Here is a 19,812-nt window from a genome sequence, read left to right as displayed (position 1 = left end):
GGATCAAAGCCGAGTTTTCCTCCGTGTGGTCTGCGGGCAACACTGTCTCTCTCCCTTCTCTCCGGAAAGCTTCGTGGCTTTGTGGCTTTGTGTGATGCATTCGGCCGTCCCCTCCCACACCCCCATGGGCCGAGACGGCCCACACTCCATTGTAGCGTCGTCCATGCTGGACGATTCCCCAGCCCCGAGCGCAGCGGACGTTCCTGCAGAACATCGGCTCATATAACTATTTATCAACAGGTTACATCTAATCAACAGCGCCAGAACCCTTCTCTGCGCGCTTCCAGGCCTGTTACCCTCCGCGAATCCCCGATCCGGACCAAAGTAGACCGCACTTAACATTTGGGTTTTTCTTCGAACGGTCGACGATATATTGGGTCAGTGATAGGAAGGCTCGTGTTTGGCCGAGCGCTTGAGATCGGTAATCAGGGGAGCCTTTGCCTTCACTCAGCCGGTGTGAGAGGATAAGTTGTAGGATACGTTGCGTATGGATGTAAGAAGTAAACTTTCGATCGGTGCCTCAATGTTGGCGGCAGCCTTTGGGTGTGCCGTGTTGGCATCGGTGTCTTGGGGTGGCGGAGAAACCGCGCCAGTCTCGGCAGCTAGCTTGCCCCCCGCAACAACGTCGGAGAACCCCACGAATCGCACGACGGTTCAGGCCTCCCGCCTGCCTTCCGTCCCAGCCCCTACGGTTGCCCAAGGGGACGCGTTGAAGTCCGAGGATCTCAAGAAGCTTTCCCTGGTCAAAAGCCTCAACCTGGAGCCGGGGCTGCTCGACCAGCGAGTTCGCCTCTCCGGACGGGCGCCCGATGCCCCCATGAGTGCGCCTCCCAGTGAGCCGAGCATGACTCGCCAGGATTACCTTCGCCTCAAGGATCGAGTTGAAGCCAAGGAGAACTGGATGTTTGTCGACCAGGACAAGCTGAATCAGGACCGTGAAAAATCCACCCAGGATGACGCCTTCAAGGACAAGTGGGAGCTAAAGCAGGACCTGAAGAAGCGTGAATGGTGGGAATATGGCACCAAGAATTCCACCACCGCGTCCACCGCGACCAGTGGCAAGGATCTGACGGATCCGAGCCAGATGGACGACGCCACCCGGGCCCAAGTGGCGCGCAAGCTCCGAGAAGAAGGAGCCACCCGTGACAGCCTGTCCCCGACGCGCCGCACGGGGGCGGATCGCTCCACGAGCACTCATCAATACAGCGCCCTCAGCATGAAGGAGCTGTTCCAGCCCGGGGCCGACGCCAAAGCAGGCCGCGGATCCGAACTCGGGTTGAACGAACTCTTCGGAAACAACTCCCGTAGCTCCACTGACCGTGATCCCGGTGCGCTGCGCCGCCAGGAATTCAGAGACTTTCTGAACGTGTCACGCGTACCGAAACCGGCAGCCCCGGTGGAGGCGGGCCCGTCTCCCTTGTCTCCTGGATCGTCTCCCGGCGCCTTCAACGATCCGCTCCAGGCCGGGCTGCGTCCCGTGGCAGGCGGACGCGACGGCTTGGGCCTGAACGGGGCAGCCGATATCGGTCGCGCGCCCGGCGCCTCCGGCTTTGGCAACTACTACGACCTGAATCGCCCCAGCTCTTATGGCCCGCAGGCCAATAACAATCAGTCCTTCCGTAGCCTGGACTCCTCCCGCAATCTGATTACTCCATCCATGATGGAGCCCCCTAAGCGCCGGTTTTAAGCGGGGGATGCACTCTCCAAGTACGGGTGGGTTAACCTTTTCAGGTTGATTCTCAGCATGCGCCGCCGATATTCGGCGCATGCAGCCCTCAGAAGCCCGTAGATGCCGAGTGAGTAGAGAAGCGCTCCTGCCCGTACACGCAGCACCGACTCGGTGGTAAGCGCGCAAGCCCGCGCCTTCCTAATCACTCTTCCCGGATGAGAAGCCACCTGCGTCAATTGCCCTCGGTCGAAAAGGTCATCCTGCCTCTGGAGGTCGAATTCCCCCATGTCCCGCGCCCGGCCCTGGCGGCCGTGATTCGAAAAGCACTGGGCGACCTCCGAGACTCGGGCCAGATCCCGCCGCTCCCCGAAATCCTCGCAGGGATCCGATCGGCAGTTCACCGGTTCGACCAACAACGGATCCAGCCGGTCATCAACGCTGCCGGAGTGGTCATCCATACCAATTTGGGACGTGCTCCCTTAGCTCCCTGCGCTTTGGAGGATCTCCAGTCAAACAACAGCGCGTATAACAGTCTGGAGTTCGATTTGTCGAACGGGGAACGCGGCTCCCGTGGTTCCTACGTTGAACATAACTTAGCGTTGCTCTGCGGTAGTGACGCCGCTTTGGTAGTCAACAACTGCGCTGCCGGACTCTTCCTTATCCTGCATGGACTGATCACCAAGGCCAGACCGGAGGTCATCATCTCCCGCGGGGAGCTGGTTCAGATCGGCGGAGGGTTCCGCATTCCCGAGATCCTCGAATCGGCGGGCGCAGTCTTGCGCGAGGTGGGAACCACCAACCGCACCACCCTGCCGGACTATGCCAAGGCGGTGTCTGCCAAGACGGCCCTGATTCTCAAGGTCCATCGCAGCAACTTCATCATGGATGGCTTCGTTGAGTCGGTCAGCACCCGCGAGCTGAGTTCGCTCGCCCGCAAGCATCGAGTGCCGCTCGCGGAGGATCTGGGCAGCGGGGCGGTCCTGAACACCGCCCAGTTCGCCGGGCTCGAGCACGAGCCCACCCCGGCCGAGGTTCTCAAACAGGGAGCGGATCTGATCTGCTTCAGCGGAGACAAACTGCTCGGAGGCCCGCAAGCCGGCATCGTCGCAGGCAACGCACGTCGGGTGGGAACCCTTAAGCGAAACCCATTGTTCCGCGCCCTGCGCTGCGACAAACTGGTGCTCACGGCGCTTCAGGCCACTGTGGATTTGTACCTCAAGGCGGCCTCCGCATCCGATCTTCTCGCCACGCTGCCACTCGCTCGCCTCCTGTCCGCCTCCGTGGAAGGCCTGACGGAGAGGGCCCAGGCTATCGCCGCAGCGGTTCAGGCCCCCGACGTGACGCTCCATATCCACCCTGCCTCCTGCCAGGTGGGAGGCGGGACGTTGCCACGCTCCGCCTTGCCTTCGGTGGCAATCCAGGTGCAGATCTCCAACCTGCCCCCAGCCAAAATCGCAGGACGGTTCCGGTCCGGACACCCCCCAGTGGTGGGCTATGTCGAACGGAACCGATTCTGCCTCGACCTGCGCACCGTCTTCCCCGAACAGGATCGGTTGTTAGTGGAAGCCATCCGCCAGGCCAGCTGCTCAAACCCCGCGTCATGACATGACCCAACCCCGCCATTTTACGATCGCTACGGCGGGCCACGTCGATCATGGCAAAAGTTCCCTCGTCAAAGCCTTGACGGGCGTCGACCCCGATCGGCTTCCCGAGGAGAAAGCCCGCCAAATCACCATCGACTTGGGCTTTGCTCGGCTCGAACTGCCCCTGCCCTCGACTTCGCCAGGACCCGAAGACCGGTTGTCTCTGGGTATCGTTGATGTGCCCGGTCACGAGGACTTCGCCGCCAACATGGTTGCAGGGGTCGGGGGCATCGATCTCGCTTTGCTCATCATCTCGGCAGAGGACGGCTGGATGCCCCAAACCGAAGAGCATCTCCAGATCCTCTCCTATCTCGGCATCACCGAGGCAATCGTCGTGCTGACCAAATGCGACCTCGTATCGGATCTCAGCTCAGTCCAACAGAGCATTGCAACCTCCCTCAGCGGTTCAGCGTTCGGCCATGCCCAACAGATCCCAACCTCAGTGGTCACCGGGCAGGGACTAGCGGAGCTCAAGGCCGAACTGATCCGACTGCTGGCTGCACGTCCGCCTGCTTTCGATCAGGAGAAGCCGCGGTTGCCGGTCGACCGTGTGTTTACGCTACCGGGCATCGGCACGGTGGTCACCGGGACACTGATTGGCGGCCGTCTGCGGGAAGGCCAGGAGGTCGTCGTCCAGCCTGCGGGGGTAAGGACTAAGATCCGATCTCTCCAAAGCCATGGGCTTCCCACTTCAGTCACCGCTCCAGGCCAACGGACCGCCGCCAATCTCCCGATACCTCGGGCGACTCGAGAAGATGTCACCACCGTCGGAGCCGAGGGAATCCGTCGCGGCGACGTCGTCACCATTGAACCCCTCGGCCAGCCGAGTCGAGTTCTCGAGGTGAAGCTCCAACGGTCCCATCGACTGAACCGAGCCAATGCCCGTGGGGCGGACCCCTTGAAACAACGAGCCCGGGTCTGGGTACATCACGGCTCCACGCAGGTGGCGGCGCGCCTCGACCTACTGCCCACCGACCGTTTGGAAGCCGGAGCGCATACGGTAGCCAGGCTTCACCTGGAGTCGCCCTTGTTCTGCCTGATGGGCGACCGATTCATCCTTCGGGACTGGGCGCAACGCGCCACGCTGGCGGGTGGTTTAGTCTTGGTTCCAGCCCCCGGTCGCTCTCGCCGCAAACGAGCGGACCAGGCGCACTTTTTGGAGCGATTGTCCGAAACACCAACCTCGGTCGAAAAGGTATTGAGAACTTATTTGGATCGGGACTTGGCCCTGCCCCGGCAAGGTTTGCTGGCCCAGAGTCAATTTACCGAGCCAGCAATCGCGGCGGCGATCGCGGCTCTCACCAACCCCACAGCCCCCATGGCCGTGGAGCGAGGGGGCTGGGTGATCTTGAAGTCCTGGTGGGACACACTCCACCAGCGCTCCGTGGCCTGGATCGAGCAACAGATGAAGCTGCATCCTGAACTACCCGGAGCCGCAACCCTGCTCTTACGCCAACACCTGGGCCAGGACTTGGGGCCGGAAGCCCTATGGCCTCTGTTTCTGACCGATCTCTGTCGAACCGACCTCCGCCAGGAGGGAAGCTTTATCAAGCGCCAATCCGTCCGTCCCACCCTCCCACCAGAGCTGCGTCCGACCGACCTGCGAATTCGTAACAGCCTCAAGCAAAGACCGTTGGATCCGCCCTTTCGAAAGGAGCTGGCTCCGGATGCGACCTCTCAAAAAGTGCTCCGGTTCCTGATTCAGACGGGGGAAGTCACCGAACTGAACTCCGACCTGGTATTGCTGACCGAGGTCTACCGACGCGCGGCGCAGGCTGTTCGGCATCACTTGGTTCAGAAGGGACAGGCCACGGTCGCCGAACTCCGGGACCTGCTGGGAACGACTCGTCGAACCGCCCTGCCGCTGCTTGAGAAACTGGATCGCGAGCGCGTCACTGTCCGTCGGGAAGACGTCCGCATTGTCGGCCCAAAAACAGTCTAACACCGTCTAAGTGAACTGACGCAGCTTTGCCTTCAAAACAGGGACTAAACAAGGTGGGTAATACGGGAGTTTCTCACCTTGGGGGCCGGGGGCCCGAACCCGCAGGGTTCACAGACATTAGGCTATACGGGGGTGCTGGCACCCCCGGAACTGTTAAAATTACGGAGCATCGCGCAGCGATGCCACCGGCTCTTGCAGCCTGCCTCACCCCCTGCCAAGGGAACCTGACCCGTTCGTCAATCCACTGGGGCCTGGTGGCACGCCTTTCAGGGTGCTGTTGAATGAGGGGCGACAGCCCGGGGGTGTCGCTACGCTCCACGCCCCGTAATCTCTTTGAACCCCGGTGGGTTCTCGGCGGCGGTGTTTCCTGCTAGTTCAAATTCATCTCGATCTGGAGGCACCGTTCCTGCTATTTCTCTAAATATGAGTCCCCCGTTAGAACACACCTGTGTTCAGCCGGAACTCGTCGTCGGGGCTACGGTCGAAGTGGATCGTACAGATCGGACAGAATTCCAAAAAGCTATGAAGACTCTAACGTTGCTGACCTTGCTCGTCGTTGGAAGCATGTACGCTCGCGGCGAAACCGCTCCCACAGCTCCGGCATCAGGCGTGGCCGCCGTCGCTCCGTCCGAGGTAATGAACTTCGCACTGATCGACCATCAAGGGCGTCTTCATGAACTCCGCCGCGCGGGTGGAAAGGCAGTAGTGCTCTTTTTTACCGCCAACGGTTGTCCAGTCGTTCGTCAGAACGTCAGAAAGTTCAAGGCCCTCAGCGAACGGTTCTCAACCGACGGGGTGAAATTCTTGCTGATCAACTCCAGTCCGGGCGACACGCGGGAAGAGATCTCGAAGGAGGCCCGAGAGCTGGGCGTTTGGCACCTGCCGGTACTCAAGGATGATACTCAAGGCGTGGCTCGTCATCTCCGTGTACGGCGCACCGCCGAAATCGTGGCGATCAGCACCAAGGACTGGGTTCCCTTCTATCGTGGAGCTCTGGACGATCAAATGGTCGAAGGCGCGCAGAAGCCTGCCGCGGAGGTGCACTATCTCGAACAGGCTTTGACCAGCTTCCTCGCGAACAGCCCGGTCGCCATCGCGAAAACCGTGGCCCGAGGTTGCCTCATCCATTTCGACGGAGGCGAAGGCCCAGATGATGCGCCGGTCAGCTACAGCAAAGCCGTCGCTCCGATTCTGTTGGCCAAGTGTGTGGAGTGCCACAGCGCGGGTAACGTGGGTTCCTGGGCGATGAGCGGACACCGCAAGATCAAGAGCATGTCTTCCATGATCGAGGAAACCCTGATCACCCGCCGAATGCCACCCTGGGACGCCGATCCGCACGTCGGCCGTTTTCGGAATGACCAATCCCTCACCGTAGCCGAGGCACAAACCCTGTTGCGGTGGATCCACCAGGGATCCCCCCGCGGCGAAGGGCCTGATCCGTTGGAGGGTCGGCAGGTGGCTGGCCAACCCGAGTGGCCCCTGGGCCAACCGGACATCATCTTGAAGTTACCCAAACCGGAAACGATCCCGGCTAGCGGGGTGCTCGACTATCGCCACATCGAAGTTCCCGCCGGCAACGCTAAAGAAGCCTGGCTGGGAGCTATCTGGGTCAAGCCTGGGAATCTCAAGGTGGTGCACCACGTTATCGGCCGACTGAAGGAAGGCGGCAAACGGGATGCAGTCGGACAAACAGAGATGCTGGTCGGATGGGCCCCCGGTACGACCCAAGGATGGTTCCCCACCAACACTGGCAAATACATACCAGCCCAGGCACGTTTCGATGTCGAAATGCACTACACGCCCAATGGCACTGAGCAAACCGATCAAACCGAGATCGGCCTGTACCTGCTGCCGGAGAAACCGGCCTCACGATTCGAAGCGGTGCCGCTGGTCGACTTTACCTTCGAAATCCCACCGGGAGACCCGGATTCCAAAACCCAGGCCCTGTACTGTTTCAAGAAGGGAGCCACGCTCTACAGCGTGACGCCGCACATGCATCTGAGAGGCAAGTGGATGAAGTTCGAAGCCCTGCTCCCCAATGGAAAACGGGAACTGCTGTGCTCCGTGCCGCGCTACGACTTCAACTGGCAGCGGACCTATGAGCTGGAGAAGCCTCGAAAAATTGCGCCCGGCACCTGGGTGATGATTAGTGGAGGCTACGACAACTCCCCACATAATCCGGCCAACCCTGATCCCAAGAAGGCCGTGCACTGGGGTGACCAATCCTTCGACGAGATGTTCCTCGGATGGTACAACGTCGCGTGGGATCCCGAGGCCCCCAAACAGACCGCAGCGCTGAAGTGACAGGCTCTCCAGGAAATTCATTTCCCAATCCTCTGGATATCAAGAGTCGTCTGTCCTCCCGCACGCAGTGCCTCCTAGCAGCCTGTCGCGACGTTTCCTGTGTCATTCCTCAGTGCAGCAGAGGTTCAAAATCGGACCCAGCTCCGGTGGGGACAAGTCCCACAGGCTGCTAGGCGCCGACCTGGGACTTGATCGCGTCGGCGATTTTTTTGGACCAAGTGTCCAAGGTGCTGACATCCCGACCCTCAATTAACAATCGCGCCTTCGGCTCCGTGCCCGAATAGCGCAGCAGCACACGTCCGCCATCGGACTTGACGGCGGTCTCAGCCTGGGTGACCAGATCGAGCACTCCGTCCAATTGCTCAAACGGACGTTTCTCCTTCACGCGAATGTTGGTCACTTTTTGGGGATAGCGGCTCCAGCAGGCAGCCATCTTCGACAACGGAACACCTCGGGTCTTCATAATCCGAAGGATCTGGAGGGCGGCCACCAAACCATCGCCCGTGGTGCTATGGTCGCCAAAGATCAAGTGCCCGCTCTGCTCTCCTCCCAGATTGAATCCGCCGCGCTGCATCTCATCAATGACATGCTTGTCTCCGACCGGAGTCCGAATCACGTGACCGCCCATCTTCCGAATGGTCACATCCAAACCCGCGTTGCTCATCACCGTTGCCACCACTGTGCGATGCGCAAGCGCATCGTTGGCCATCAAATCCATCGCGGCAATCGCCAGAATGTCGTCGCCGTCGATCAAGACTCCGCGCTCATCGCAGAGCAGCACTCGATCGGCGTCGCCATCATGAGCGATACCGATGTCGGCCCGATGCTCCCGCACCTTTTGGCACATGAGCTCCGGATACATCGATCCGCATTCCTTGTTGATGTTGGTGCCGTCGGGTTGATTACCGATCACAAACACTTCGGCGCCTAGCTCGCGGAGCACGCAAGGCGAAGACTTGTAGGAAGCGCCATTTCCGCAATCGAGCACGATTCTCAATCCGTCGAGGGTCAACCCGCGCGGAATGGAGCTCTTGGCATACTCGATATATCGGCCCAACGCATCCTCGATGCGGACTGCTTTGCCGATGGAACCGGCCGTCGGCCGAATCGACTCAATATCGCCGCTGAATACCAGCTGCTCAATGCCCAGCTCGATGTTATCGGCCAGCTTGTAACCATCCGGGCCAAAAAACTTGATGCCATTGTCGTCGTAAGGATTGTGGGAAGCGGTGATCACAATCCCCGCATCTGCCCGAAGACTACGAGTGACATAGGCGACGCCCGGTGTGGGCAGCGGTCCGATGAACAGCACATCGACGCCGAGAGACAAGACTCCCGACGAGATGGCGTTCTCCAGCATGTAGCCCGAGAGACGGGTATCCTTGCCGATGACAATTTTGTGGCGTTCGTGGCCGCGGGGCTGCGATTCCAGATTCTTGAAGACATGGCCGGCAGCTCGGCCAAGTTTCAGGGCGGTTTCTGCCGTGACCGGCTCGATGTTCGCGGTGCCGCGGACGCCATCGGTTCCAAAGATTTTGGGATTCGGCTTCATGGGACGGGTTGGAGCAAAGATCAAGGATGATTGATTCTGGTTGCGACGAGCTCGAAACTAGGACAACAAAATCCAACTAGGGCTTGGGCGCAAGCTTCAATCGGATGACCGGCGGGATGACCCGCAGGAGGCTCACGCCGGAAGGGGCGTTGACCAAGACCGGGAATACCTCATGCTGTGGATCGGTGACCCCACCGGCATCCACAAAGGCCAACAACTCCCGCTCTTCCAAACCATTGATTTTCACGGCCTCACCGCTGAAGGTCACCGTCACATTCGTCGGAATGGAACGATAAATAGCCGAGTTGCTCCCCTCGGAGAGGATCGTCACAGGCAACTCGAACCGTTTTTGCGTGACCACACGCTTATCTAGTTCATCGGACAAATTCGCGTCCGGGTAAACCCCCCGGGTCTCTTTGTCCAAATTGGCCTGGACGGTAAGCCAGATCAGGGTGGCCAAAATCAAGGAGGCCAGCTTGAGCCAGAAGTTCCTGAGGAAAAAGTCGCTCATGTCGAAGGGGCTATTTTCCCACCGGCGGGACCGGCGGCGGAGCCGGAGCCTGTACGATGGCCGGTCGAGATTTGAGAGATCCTGATACCCGCGTCCACCACATCGACGGGGTCTCGGGACCGCTCTTGATGAGCACCGAGGTGAGGAATGCGCGCAACGATTCCAGGGTCAGACCGCGCACCAACTGGCCATGGTAGGCGTAGGAGATCATCCCGGTCTCCTCCGAAACCACGATGACAATACAATCCGCCTCCTCGCTCAGACCAATGGCTGCCCGATGACGGGTTCCCATCGACTTGCTGAGATCCTGTCGTCCGGTCAGCGGAAAGATACAGGCAGCGTGGGTGATCCGATTCCCCTTCATGATGACGCCGCCATCGTGGATCGCGTTGTTGGGAAAAAAGATAGTCTCGAACATCTCGGGAGTGGCCAGAGTGTCGATCGGCACGCTGGACTCCACCAAGTCGACCAATTGAACCGACTGCTCCAAAGCGATCAGCGCTCCAATTTTGACCTCCGCCAGACGCTCCACGGTCTGGATGATCACTTCGATGTTTTCTCGCTGATCCTGCACCGGATTGAACACCTGGAGGTTGGCACCCACCTGAGCCAGCAGGCGTCGGATCTCGGGCTGAAAGAGGACGATGACAGCGAACGCAAAGATCGTGGTGAACGTTCCCAAGATCCATTGGAGGACCTGGAGATGGAGGAAGGTAGTCACCGCGAGAAGGGTAAGAGCAATCACCAGGAAGCCGGTAAACACAGCCGCTCCACGCGTGCCCCGCACAAAGTTCAGTACATAGTAAATCCCTACCGCCAGGATCCCAATCTCCACGGCGGGTTTTACGATGTCTTTGAACAGATGCCAGCTCATCCCATCAGACGCAACGCGGTTCATGAAACCGTTCCGGCCGCCCGAATGGCCTCCGCCATTCGCAACGCTTGCCGAGTAGCAGCTACGTCATGAACCCGAAATAGCTGCACACCTTCCAAATAGCCCCACACCGCACCCGCCAGGGACCCGGGCAAACGATGAGTCGGATCCGCTGCCCCAGTCAGCTTGCCTATGAACGATTTGCGGGAAACCCCGAGGAGGAGGGGACGCTGCCATCCAGCGAACCGCTTCACCCCGACTAGGAGCTGCAGGTTGTGCTCGACGGTTTTGCCGAACCCAATGCCGGGATCCAAGATGACCTGGTCACGGGATAAACCGCAAGCGCCCAATCGATCCAAACGCTCCCCAAAAAACTGATCCACCTCATTAACGACAGACTCATAATGAGGAGAGCCCTGCATCGTGGCTGGATCACCCTGCATATGCATCGCCACATAGCCGGCCCCGAAGCGGGCCGCAATCCGCCAGAGCGCCTCGTCATCTCGCCGAGCCGCCACATCGTTCACCACGACCGCACCGGCGTCCAAGGCGGCCTCGGCAACGCCCGGCTTGACCGTATCGATCGAGATGGGAATCGTCACCCTCCCGGCCAAACTCCGAATAACCGGCAGCACCCGAGCCAGCTCCTCCGCCTCCGTGACCGGAGCAGCACCCGGTCGGGTAGATTCGCCGCCGATATCAATCATATCGGCACCCTCCTCCACCATCCTCAGTCCCTGTGCCACCGCAGCCTGCGCATCCAGAAACTGTCCCCCATCTGAAAATGAATCCGGGGTCACGTTCAGAATCCCCATGATCAGGGGGGAACGCGGGAACTGAAATTCAAAGCGGCAGGCGCGCAATCGCATTGGAATAAGCATCGGCCGGCATGAGGCTGCCGACAAGCACAGGATAACCTCGAACTGGGCTCTTGGGTAGGGGCGCGTTGATGAAACCAGCCGGTCTCATTGAGGCGGCGAGCCTGAGGGGGCGGGCCTTCAGCCCTTGCCGGTGTGGTGGACGTTTTCCTGGGGCTTCACCCCAGGCTGGGATGGAACGCACCGTTGGTGCTGGGGCTCCAAGGACCACCGGCCCGACCCCATCCCAGCCTGGGCCAGCGGCCCAGGCTCCGGCCCGTGGCATTATGCCCGCTTAGAGGACACTACACTAGCGGGTAGCCCGACCCATGAGCTCCTGCGCGCCTTGAACCAGACGCTCGGCAATCCCGGCCACCACCTCATCCGGCACGCCGATCTGCGGGTTGGCGCTTTGGCTGAGCATGTGGCACTGATCGTTGATGTAATCGATCACCACAAAGCTGCCATCCGGAGCTAACAGGATTTCGGTGGAAAAGAACTTCATCTGGCTGAGCTCCGCCAGCTTGCGCACAATATCCTCCAGGGGAAGCAACCCCCACTGTTCGCGGTCCTCCGGGGTTACCGGCTTCGAACGGTCTGTATAGCAATTCCACCAGTTGCACCAGATCTTCCCAAAAGCGAAGTAGACCCTAAAATAGGCCGGCGTCTCGAGGATGGTGCGGGGCACCATGAGTTTTTGGAGGAGATAATCGCTCCCGGGCCAGTCGGCTGCGGATTTCAGAAGGTCCGCCTCCGAGGTGGCGTTGATGATCACACCCCGACGCCCGTATCCCAAGCTGGGCTTGATCACGAACGGCTGGCCTAGCTCCGCGCGGACCTCGTCGGTCAGACGAAACCCCTCCACTTTGGCACCCGGAACCACCACCGTGTAGGGAACCCGAATGTCGGTGCCTAACAACCGCTGATGGAACTTGGCCTTGTCAAACGCCGCTAGGGCGACGTCGGGTGGATCGATTACCTGGGTGTGCTGGCTGGCCGCCAGGTGGACCAGTCGAGTGAAGGGATCCTCGGGACGATGGTGTTCGCTGTGCATGTTGAGCAGCACCCGCGCCCAAATCTCACCGCTGGCCAGCCGGTCAAAAAACGCCCCGACCCAGGCGGGTTCGATCAAAAAGAAGTTTAAACCCAGTCGCGCACAATGGAACTGAACGCGGTGAAGGAACAAATCATCCGTGTCGAGCTTGTGCGTCATCACCAGGTCATAAATGCGCGCCACAGCACCATCCTCCAGCCACGCCGCCCTGCCTGTCAATCCTGTGGCCGTGTTCCCTCAAAGCTTGGACTGCCCGGCACCGGCCGCCGCCTGCTGCAGGCCGTTTCGCAGGTAGTAAAGCCCGGAAAAGGCGGTGCAGGCGCCACTGGCGATCAGCAGCCAGCTCCAAGGACCCTCCGGCCACTTGAACAGCGCCCATATAATGCACACCATCTGCAAGACCGTGGCCAGCTTTCCCAAGAGGATGGGCTGCACCTGGGCCTTCAAGTTCAGGTAATGCATCACCGCCAGTCCACCCACCAGCATCAGGTCCCGCCCCAACACGATCCCCCCATACCAGAGCGGAAAGCGCGGCAGACGTGCGTCATTCGAGAAGCTCAACAGGATCACCGAGGAAACGAGCAGGAGCTTGTCGGCCAAGGGATCGAGCAACGCGCCTAGCTCCGTGCGTTGGTTGAACCTCCGGGCGACATACCCATCCAACCCGTCGCTGGCCGCAGCCACCAGAAAGGAAAGAATCGCAGCCCACCGATGCCATTCATCGCCCTGCGTCGTGTAATAGAGCGCCTGCACCACAAAGAAGGGAACCAGCAAAATCCGTGCGATGGTGATTTGGTTGGCGAGGGTCATGTTCGAGGTCACACTCCGCAGCCATCACAGCGGAACGCCCAACGACCGCAAGAGAAATCCCAGCATTCCGCAGCCGAGCACCACGAGCGGAACCGGACATCGACCCCAGCTGAGCGCGACGCCAGCCAACACCGCTAGGCCTGCCACTAGCCAACCCTGGGTCGGCGGACCAGACCGCAGGGTTTCCAGGGCAAACCAAACCGCTAGATGCAGTATCACACCCACCACCGCCGCAGTCACCGCCGCCAGGGCGGCTTCCAGTACCGGATGCCGCCGCCGCTGCGCCAGATAGGGTGCACCCAACAGAATCCAAATGAAACTTGGAACAAACGTGGTCCAGGTGGTGATGGCAGCTCCCAGAGTAGCGGCCACCAGTGGGGGCAAGGTGCCCGGATGGTTCCATCCACCCATGAAGCCGACGAACTGGAGGACCATGATCAGCGGGCCCGGCGTGGTCTCCGCAAAGGCCAGCCCATCGGTCATTTGCGGGCCAGTCAACCAGCCAAACTGTTCGACCGCTTGCTGGGCCACATACGGGAGAACCGCGTAAGCTCCCCCAAAGGTCACCAAAGCCGCTTTCGCAAAGAAGACCCCTTCACGCACCAGGACATGAGACCATCCCAGCACGAAACCGAGGGCTAGCACGGGAGACCACCAGAGGATCGCTCCAACCCCCAGCACTCGACCGGATCGAGCCCAGTGGCCCGTGGAGGTGGGTCCGAGGGGCGATGGAACATCAGGAGGGGAACCGGAGAGCCGCTGGCGGAGGCCACCCAGCACCGCTGCACCCAGGACCAGCCAGGGGAAGGGGATATTGCCCACCCAAAGCCCCAGAAAAGCGGTCAGCGCTAGACACGCGTGGAACAGGGTTCGAAGCGAACGCTTTCCCAGCCGAAGAATCGCCAGGATCACGACCGCCAACACGGCGGCCTTCAAACCCACCAACACACCCATGAACGATGGGCGCGATCCCCACGTCACGTAGCTCCAGCTGATCAGCCAGAGCAGGAGCGCCGAAGGAGCGACGAACAGGATCCCGGCCGCCAGCGCACCCTTAGTTCGATGCAGCAGCCAGCCGAGGTAAGTGGCCAGTTGTTGGGCTTCCGGACCCGGCAGCAGCATGCAGAAGTTGAGCGCATCGGAAAACTCCGCCTCCGAGATCCAGCGGCGGCGGACCACCACCTCTTCATGCATGATCGCGATCTGGCCCGCCGGCCCACCAAAGCTGATCAACCCCAGCTTGCACCAAAAAGCCAAGGCCTCACGAAACCGGACCGAGCCGCCCAAGGGACGGGGTGGATTCGAACTGTCGATAGGAATGACGTTCAAAAGCGAGCCAGCACGGCATCGATGCGGGCCAGCACACGCTCCCGACCCAACACCTCCATAAGATGGTAAAGGCTCGGTCCCGAAGCTTTGCCAGTCATCGCCACCCGCACGGGATGAACGAGCGGCCCAGCTTTGAGTGCCAGCTCAGAGGCAACCGCCTTGAGCGCAGCCTCCAAACTCGCCGCATCGAACGCCGTCGACCCTGCAAACGCCTCCCGCAGACGGCGCAGTCGCGCCTGATTTTCGGGAACCATCAACTTGGGCAACTCGAGGGGGTCCGTCTCGATGCGATCCTGGAAGTAAAATCCAATGTAGCCAGGCGCGTCCGTAAACTTCTTGAGCTTGTCCTTGCACGTGGCCAAGGCAGCTTTGACATAGTCCAAATCAAAACCACCGGTCTGAACGCCCGCGCTTTCCAAAGCGTGGACTGTCCCCTCGTTGAAACGATCGGTATCCATCCGACGCAGGTGCTCGAAGTTCAGCCAATCGAGTTTCTCACGCTTGGGATCGAACTTCGCATTGTGACGCAGAATCTGAGGCAGATCGAACCGCTCAACCACTTCGTTGATCGAAAACACCTCCTGGTTGTCCTTCGAGGACCAGCCCAGCAAACAAAGATAGTTCAGCACCGCTTCCGGAGCATAACCGTCGTTTCGATAGCTCATCAACGAAGCGCCCTGATCGCGCTTGCTCATCTTGGAGCCGTCCCCATTCAGAATAAGCGGGATATGGGCGTACTTCGGAGGCTGCACTCCAAAGGCGCGGAACAGGGCGATGTGCTTGGCCGTGTTGCTCAGGTGATCCTCACCGCGAATGACGTGGGTGATTCCCATCTCCATATCGTCGATAACGTTCACCAGATGGAAAACCGGTTCCCCGTCGGACCGAACGATCACAAAGTCCGGGTCCATCTCCTCCCGATCGGTCAACGGCCGCACGACCTTGCCCACCACCAAATCATCGATGGTGATCGGCTCGCGCGTCATCTTGAACTTCACAGCGCCATCGGCTTCATAGGCCGAGCCGCTCGCCAACAGAGCCTCGACCAGCTTGCGGTACAAATCCTTCCTCTGCGACTGGAAGTAGGGTCCACGGTCCCCCTTGCAGGGCCCGGTGGCATCCGGAGTGATCGGTCCCTCGTCCCAATCCAATCCTAACCAGCGCAACCCGTCCAAAATCACATTCACCGCTTCCTGGGTGTTACGCGCCGCGTCGGTATCTTCCACCCGGAGCACAAACTTGCCGCCGGTGTGACGTGCGTACAGCCAGTTGAAGAGCGCTGTGCGGGCCCCTCCAATATGGAGGAACCCCGTCGGGCTAGGAGCGAATCGGACTCGAACATTCATGGTATTAGGCTGGCACACCAACCCGGGCCACGCCCGCGAAATGGACGATCAGACCGGCGTCCTGGGTGCCGCCATCAAGCTATCGGGAGGAACGGGGGAGGCAAGCCCGGGAGTTGAAAAATCGATGCCGATGGGCCGGTACGGCCCACACTACAATTGTAGCGTCGTCCGTGACGGACGATTCCCCGGCCCACACTACCACACTTGCACCGAATCCGAGGCGAAGATCGCGTCGACCAACGCGGCGTAGTCCACCGTTCCCGCCGTCAGATCGATCACCCGCACCTGCGATTCGCCCTCGGCCTGGAGATGCTGACGTACCACTTCCTGGGCCAGTGAATCCTGCGGTTGGGTGATCAGATGTAAGCGTTGGGCCATGACAGATTCCTCAAAAGCGCAGGACATACCGATTCCGCGCGCATAGCTCGGCCAGCTGCTGGTCATCGATTTCCTCGTAAGGCAAGGTGGCCTCCCCCAGCTCACCCAAAAGCGCCGCGCCACGCTGGACATACACCGGACGCCCAAACTCGCCCACGATCGGGAAATAACGAGTGAAGTTATCCTCATCCACCAGCTCGTCGGGATACTCGCTGAGTGCCAAGACCGCCGCATCGCGAAGATAAACGGTCACGTCCACCTTCTTCCAAGTGCCCACGCCGGCCGCGATACGGATTGCCTCCGCCGTCCGCCCGTCCTTCCGGGGATCGCCGGTGATGATGAACAATGCGCTGGGTTTCATGGTGCTCGCTCAGTTGAAACTCAAAAACCGGTCAGTGCCCACCATCAAATCGTTCACCAACGTGAGCCCGGCAAAGGTCGCCCGGTCGGTCAGGGGGATGCGCCGTTGCTGTGCGCCGTAAGCGCAGGCGTAAAGAATCAGTCCGCGGGCGCGCAAAGACTGGAGGAGCGCATCGTCCACCCCGCGCACCGCCTCATCAATGCAGTAAAGATACACGGTGGCCCCTTTCTCCAAAGCCGCCTCGGCAGTGCGAACTCCATGGACGAAGTTCGCGTGGCCCGGAGCCACGGAGATCAGCACACCCAACTTTTTGCCCTGCAAAGACACGTTAGACCTGAGAGTGGAAATTCTCGGCGAGCGCAACGGCCTTGAGCATCGCTTTGGATTTGTTGACCGTCTCTTGAAACTCATCCTCCGGCGTGGAGTCATTCACCCATCCGCCGCCCGCCTGCACATAAGCCTTCCCGTCCTTGAGCAAGGCGGTGCGAATGGTAATGCAGCAATCCAGATTGCCGTTGAACGAAAAGTACCCCACGCAGCCGCCATAGGGGCCTCGCTGCGTACCCTCGAGCTGGGAGATGAGCTGCATGGCCCGGATCTTCGGTGCCCCGCTCAGCGTCCCCGCCGGGAAGGTCGCCCGCATCAAGTCGTAAGGCGTCCGACCCTGGCTCAGCTTGCCCTCCACTTGGGACACAATATGCATCACATGACTGTAGCGTTCGATGATCATCAGGTCGCGCACGTGGACGGATCCGAAGTCGCAAACGCGACCGATGTCATTCCGAGCCAAATCCACCAGCATCACGTGTTCAGCGCGCTCCTTGGGATCGGCTAAGAGTTCCTTCTCGAGTGCCAAATCTTCCTCGGCCGTGCGCCCGCGACGTCGGGTGCCGGCAATCGGGCGAATCTCCACCTTCCCTTCCTCGCAACGAACATGGATCTCCGGTGAAGCCCCCACCAGCGAGAAGCCTTGCAGCTCCAGCAGGAACATATAGGGCGAGGGATTGATCATCCGCGCCGCCCGATACAAATCAGAGGGCGATGCCTTAATCGAGGTCGAGAACCGCTGCGATCCCACGATCTGAATGATGTCTCCTGCCGTGATGTACTCCTTCGCCTTGCGCACATTGGCGTAAAAGGTCTCCGGGGCTTGGTTCGAGACAAAGGGAACCTCGGGAGTCGAGGGAGGCACATTCACCGGGATCGTCTCTGTCGGCTGCTCGAGCAGTGATACCAGGCGGTCCACCTCCGCCACCGCGTCCTCGTAGGCCACCGCCGCCGAAGTTCCCGGCTCGATAAAGGCATTGACCAGGACCGTGATGGTCTGGGTCACGCGATCAAAGATCAACAACTCGTCGGCGATCAGAAAGTAGAGAACCGGAGTATGCAGTTCATCCTTCGGGGGACGGGGCACGACGGGCTCCACATCGTGAATGAACTCGTATCCAATGAATCCCACCGCGCCTCCGGTAAAGCGGGGTAGTCCGGGAACCGACGCTGCCTGGTATTTGCCGAGAATCCGCTCCACCACCACCAGCCCGTCTTTGACTCGATCCGAGTCGCCCGGTGCCGCGTCGGGGCTGATCAGAAAGGTCTGCTTCACCTTGCCGTTCTCGAGCACTTCGACCTTCGAATCGGTTTGGCGAATGACGCCTCGAGGATTGCAGCCCAGGAACGAGTAGCGACCGATGTGCTCGCCGCCCTCGACCGATTCGAACAAGAAGGAGTCGCCCTGCCCTCGAATCTTGGTGTAGGCCGAGAGTGGCGTTTCGAAGTCTCCGAGCAGACGTCGCACCACTGGGATCAAATTTGCCGAGCCCGCCAGCTTTTGAAATTCTTCCAGAGTCGGTGAATACATAATTCCTTTCAGACCATCGCCCGACGGATCCCACGGACCGCGAGCAGGGAGTAAAACGTCACAGTAACCGCATACGCCACGATACCCACGCCGATTCCAAAGGGGATAATGAGGATCTCGTTACCCACCATGGAAGACCAGGCCAAAGCCAGGCCGATACCACCGACGAGTAGGTTCTGCAGGCCCAAACAGCCGAGAAACAGACGAAGCGGCGTTTCCTGAATCCTTTGAACCTGCCAGTCCCGATAATTTTCTTCCCCATAACTGCGCATCAGCCAGGCCTGCTGGAAGTTGCGTGAGGCCACCAAGGCGCTGGTCGTGCCCAAAATGATGGCGGGAAGGGGAAAAAAGGCGAACCCCACCGAAATGGCCACATTCAGCGGAATAGCCCACCGCCACCCCAGCCAGCGGGCGATCGGATTGGCTTCCAGCAGCAGGCTCGGCGTCGCCACCCAGGTGCTGAACAGATCCGCGCCACGTGACAGGCCGAGCACGGCTAGCAAACTCCACCAAACCCTCCCGCCCAAAGGCACGATGTCCTCCATCACTTCTTGCCGTAGATGGCCTCGGGCGTTTCCAGCTGGGGCTCGGTCACTTCCACCTTCGTCCCGTCGTTACCCACCGACCTGAAAAAGCAGCTCTGATAACCCTCATGACAGGCCGCCCCGGTCTGCTCCACCTGGATGAGCAGGGTGTCACCGTCGCAATCGAAGGCTACATCCTTGACCACCTGCACGTGCCCGCTGGATTCGCCCTTCATCCAGAACTTCTGTCGCGACCGGCTCCAGAAGTGGGTTTTGCCGGTTGCCAGAGTCGTCTCCAGCGAGGCCTTGTTCATCCAAGCCATCATGAGGACCCGTCCCGTCGACTGTTCCTGAACAATCGCCGGAATGAGACCGTCCGCCGTAAATTTAAGCTTCTCAATAAAGCTCATAAGGGGGGAATACTAAGAGGGTAAGGGGCGATTGCAAGCCAGAGGCGAGGGGGAGGGAGCCGTGGGGTGGGTTATCCCAGGGGCTTCCCAGCTTCGTTGGTGGGGAGAAGTTGGAGGATCGACAGCGGACTCAACCCAATCCGCACCGTGATTCGAGATTATTGTGGTTTGCAGTTTTGGCGGGGAGTGGCGGTGTGGTTGACGTAGATGACGAGGTCTTCGACGTGATCGGGATTGAAGAGGTCGGCTTCGAGGATCTCGATCGTCCAGCGGCTGGCGGCGACGCCGCGTTCCCTCCAGGAGGTGAAGCCCTGGGTGGGAGGCTCGCCCTCCTGTGCTGAGAAGACCAGATTGACCGTGGCCCGCAGCTCGGGCAAGGAGGTCCATTCG

Annotated in this window: 18 protein-coding genes and 1 pseudogene; 4 read left to right on the top strand and 15 right to left on the bottom strand. The window is 60.2% G+C overall.

Annotated elements, in window-relative coordinates; translation table 11 throughout:
* Positions 1–487 precede the first annotated feature (487 nt).
* The 4 genes and pseudogenes from JNN07_24875 (at position 488) to JNN07_24860 (ending at position 7,558) form a co-directional block, all read left to right on the top strand.
* Entirely contained in the window at positions 488–1,687 is a 1,200-nt protein-coding gene (locus tag JNN07_24875) for a hypothetical protein (GenBank protein MBL9170989.1), read from the top strand.
* A 197-nt stretch (positions 1,688–1,884) separates the two neighbouring features.
* Positions 1,885–3,273, top strand: a pseudogene (locus JNN07_24870) (L-seryl-tRNA(Sec) selenium transferase).
* 1 nt (position 3,274) lies between these two features.
* The gene (gene selB, locus JNN07_24865) at positions 3,275–5,254 is read left to right on the top strand and encodes a selenocysteine-specific translation elongation factor (GenBank protein ID MBL9170988.1); all 1,980 of its coding nucleotides are present in this window, start codon (positions 3,275–3,277) and stop codon (positions 5,252–5,254) included.
* A gap of 522 nt (positions 5,255–5,776) precedes the next feature.
* Positions 5,777–7,558, top strand: coding sequence for a redoxin domain-containing protein (locus tag JNN07_24860; protein MBL9170987.1), 1,782 nt, complete (start codon positions 5,777–5,779; stop codon positions 7,556–7,558).
* A 169-nt stretch (positions 7,559–7,727) separates the two neighbouring features.
* Here JNN07_24860 and JNN07_24855 read toward each other — a convergent pair whose 3' ends face one another.
* The 15 genes from JNN07_24855 to JNN07_24785 all read right to left on the bottom strand — a co-directional run.
* Positions 7,728–9,110 (bottom strand): phosphoglucosamine mutase, encoded by a 1,383-nt coding sequence (locus JNN07_24855; GenBank protein ID MBL9170986.1) that lies wholly within the window; start codon positions 9,108–9,110, stop codon positions 7,728–7,730.
* Between the two features lie 76 nt (positions 9,111–9,186).
* Positions 9,187–9,621 carry a hypothetical protein gene (locus JNN07_24850; GenBank protein ID MBL9170985.1) on the bottom strand — a complete coding sequence of 145 codons (435 nt, stop codon included), beginning with the start codon at positions 9,619–9,621 and terminating at the stop codon, positions 9,187–9,189.
* 10 nt (positions 9,622–9,631) lie between these two features.
* Positions 9,632–10,495, bottom strand: coding sequence for a TIGR00159 family protein (locus tag JNN07_24845; protein ID MBL9170984.1), 864 nt, complete (start codon positions 10,493–10,495; stop codon positions 9,632–9,634).
* A gap of 20 nt (positions 10,496–10,515) precedes the next feature.
* Positions 10,516–11,370, bottom strand: coding sequence for a dihydropteroate synthase (folP, locus tag JNN07_24840; GenBank protein MBL9170983.1), 855 nt, complete (start codon positions 11,368–11,370; stop codon positions 10,516–10,518).
* Positions 11,371–11,662: 292 nt separating this feature from the next.
* Positions 11,663–12,589: a hypothetical protein gene (locus tag JNN07_24835; protein MBL9170982.1), complete on the bottom strand. Its 927-nt coding sequence runs from the start codon at positions 12,587–12,589 to the stop codon at positions 11,663–11,665.
* A gap of 54 nt (positions 12,590–12,643) precedes the next feature.
* On the bottom strand, positions 12,644–13,216 hold the full coding sequence (pgsA, locus tag JNN07_24830) for a CDP-diacylglycerol--glycerol-3-phosphate 3-phosphatidyltransferase (protein ID MBL9170981.1): 573 nt from the start codon (positions 13,214–13,216) through the stop codon (positions 12,644–12,646).
* 24 nt (positions 13,217–13,240) lie between these two features.
* Positions 13,241–14,545 carry a chromate efflux transporter gene (gene chrA / locus JNN07_24825; protein ID MBL9170980.1) on the bottom strand — a complete coding sequence of 435 codons (1,305 nt, stop codon included), beginning with the start codon at positions 14,543–14,545 and terminating at the stop codon, positions 13,241–13,243.
* On the bottom strand, positions 14,542–15,891 hold the full coding sequence (locus JNN07_24820) for a glutamate--tRNA ligase (GenBank protein MBL9170979.1): 1,350 nt from the start codon (positions 15,889–15,891) through the stop codon (positions 14,542–14,544). Before JNN07_24820 ends, chrA begins: the two co-directional genes overlap by 4 nt.
* Before the next feature lie 195 nt (positions 15,892–16,086).
* Complete coding sequence (locus tag JNN07_24815; protein ID MBL9170978.1) at positions 16,087–16,269, bottom strand: hypothetical protein; 183 nt, start codon at positions 16,267–16,269, stop codon at positions 16,087–16,089.
* Between the two features lie 10 nt (positions 16,270–16,279).
* Positions 16,280–16,630: a hypothetical protein gene (locus tag JNN07_24810; protein ID MBL9170977.1), complete on the bottom strand. Its 351-nt coding sequence runs from the start codon at positions 16,628–16,630 to the stop codon at positions 16,280–16,282.
* 9 nt (positions 16,631–16,639) lie between these two features.
* Complete coding sequence (locus JNN07_24805) at positions 16,640–16,951, bottom strand: hypothetical protein (GenBank protein MBL9170976.1); 312 nt, start codon at positions 16,949–16,951, stop codon at positions 16,640–16,642.
* A 7-nt stretch (positions 16,952–16,958) separates the two neighbouring features.
* On the bottom strand, positions 16,959–18,488 hold the full coding sequence (gene trpE / locus JNN07_24800; GenBank protein ID MBL9170975.1) for an anthranilate synthase component I: 1,530 nt from the start codon (positions 18,486–18,488) through the stop codon (positions 16,959–16,961).
* 8 nt (positions 18,489–18,496) lie between these two features.
* Entirely contained in the window at positions 18,497–19,036 is a 540-nt protein-coding gene (locus JNN07_24795) for a hypothetical protein (protein ID MBL9170974.1), read from the bottom strand.
* Complete coding sequence (gene hisI, locus JNN07_24790; GenBank protein MBL9170973.1) at positions 19,033–19,422, bottom strand: phosphoribosyl-AMP cyclohydrolase; 390 nt, start codon at positions 19,420–19,422, stop codon at positions 19,033–19,035. Before hisI ends, JNN07_24795 begins: the two co-directional genes overlap by 4 nt.
* A 158-nt stretch (positions 19,423–19,580) precedes the next feature.
* Positions 19,581–19,812 (bottom strand): hypothetical protein (locus JNN07_24785; GenBank protein MBL9170972.1); only part of this gene is annotated, 232 nt, incomplete at its 5' end.

The organism is Verrucomicrobiales bacterium, assembly GCA_016793885.1.
GTDB lineage: Bacteria > Verrucomicrobiota > Verrucomicrobiia > Limisphaerales > UBA11320 > UBA11320.
Note: the sequence above shows the minus strand (reverse complement) of the source record. Positions and strands in the feature narration are given on the sequence as shown.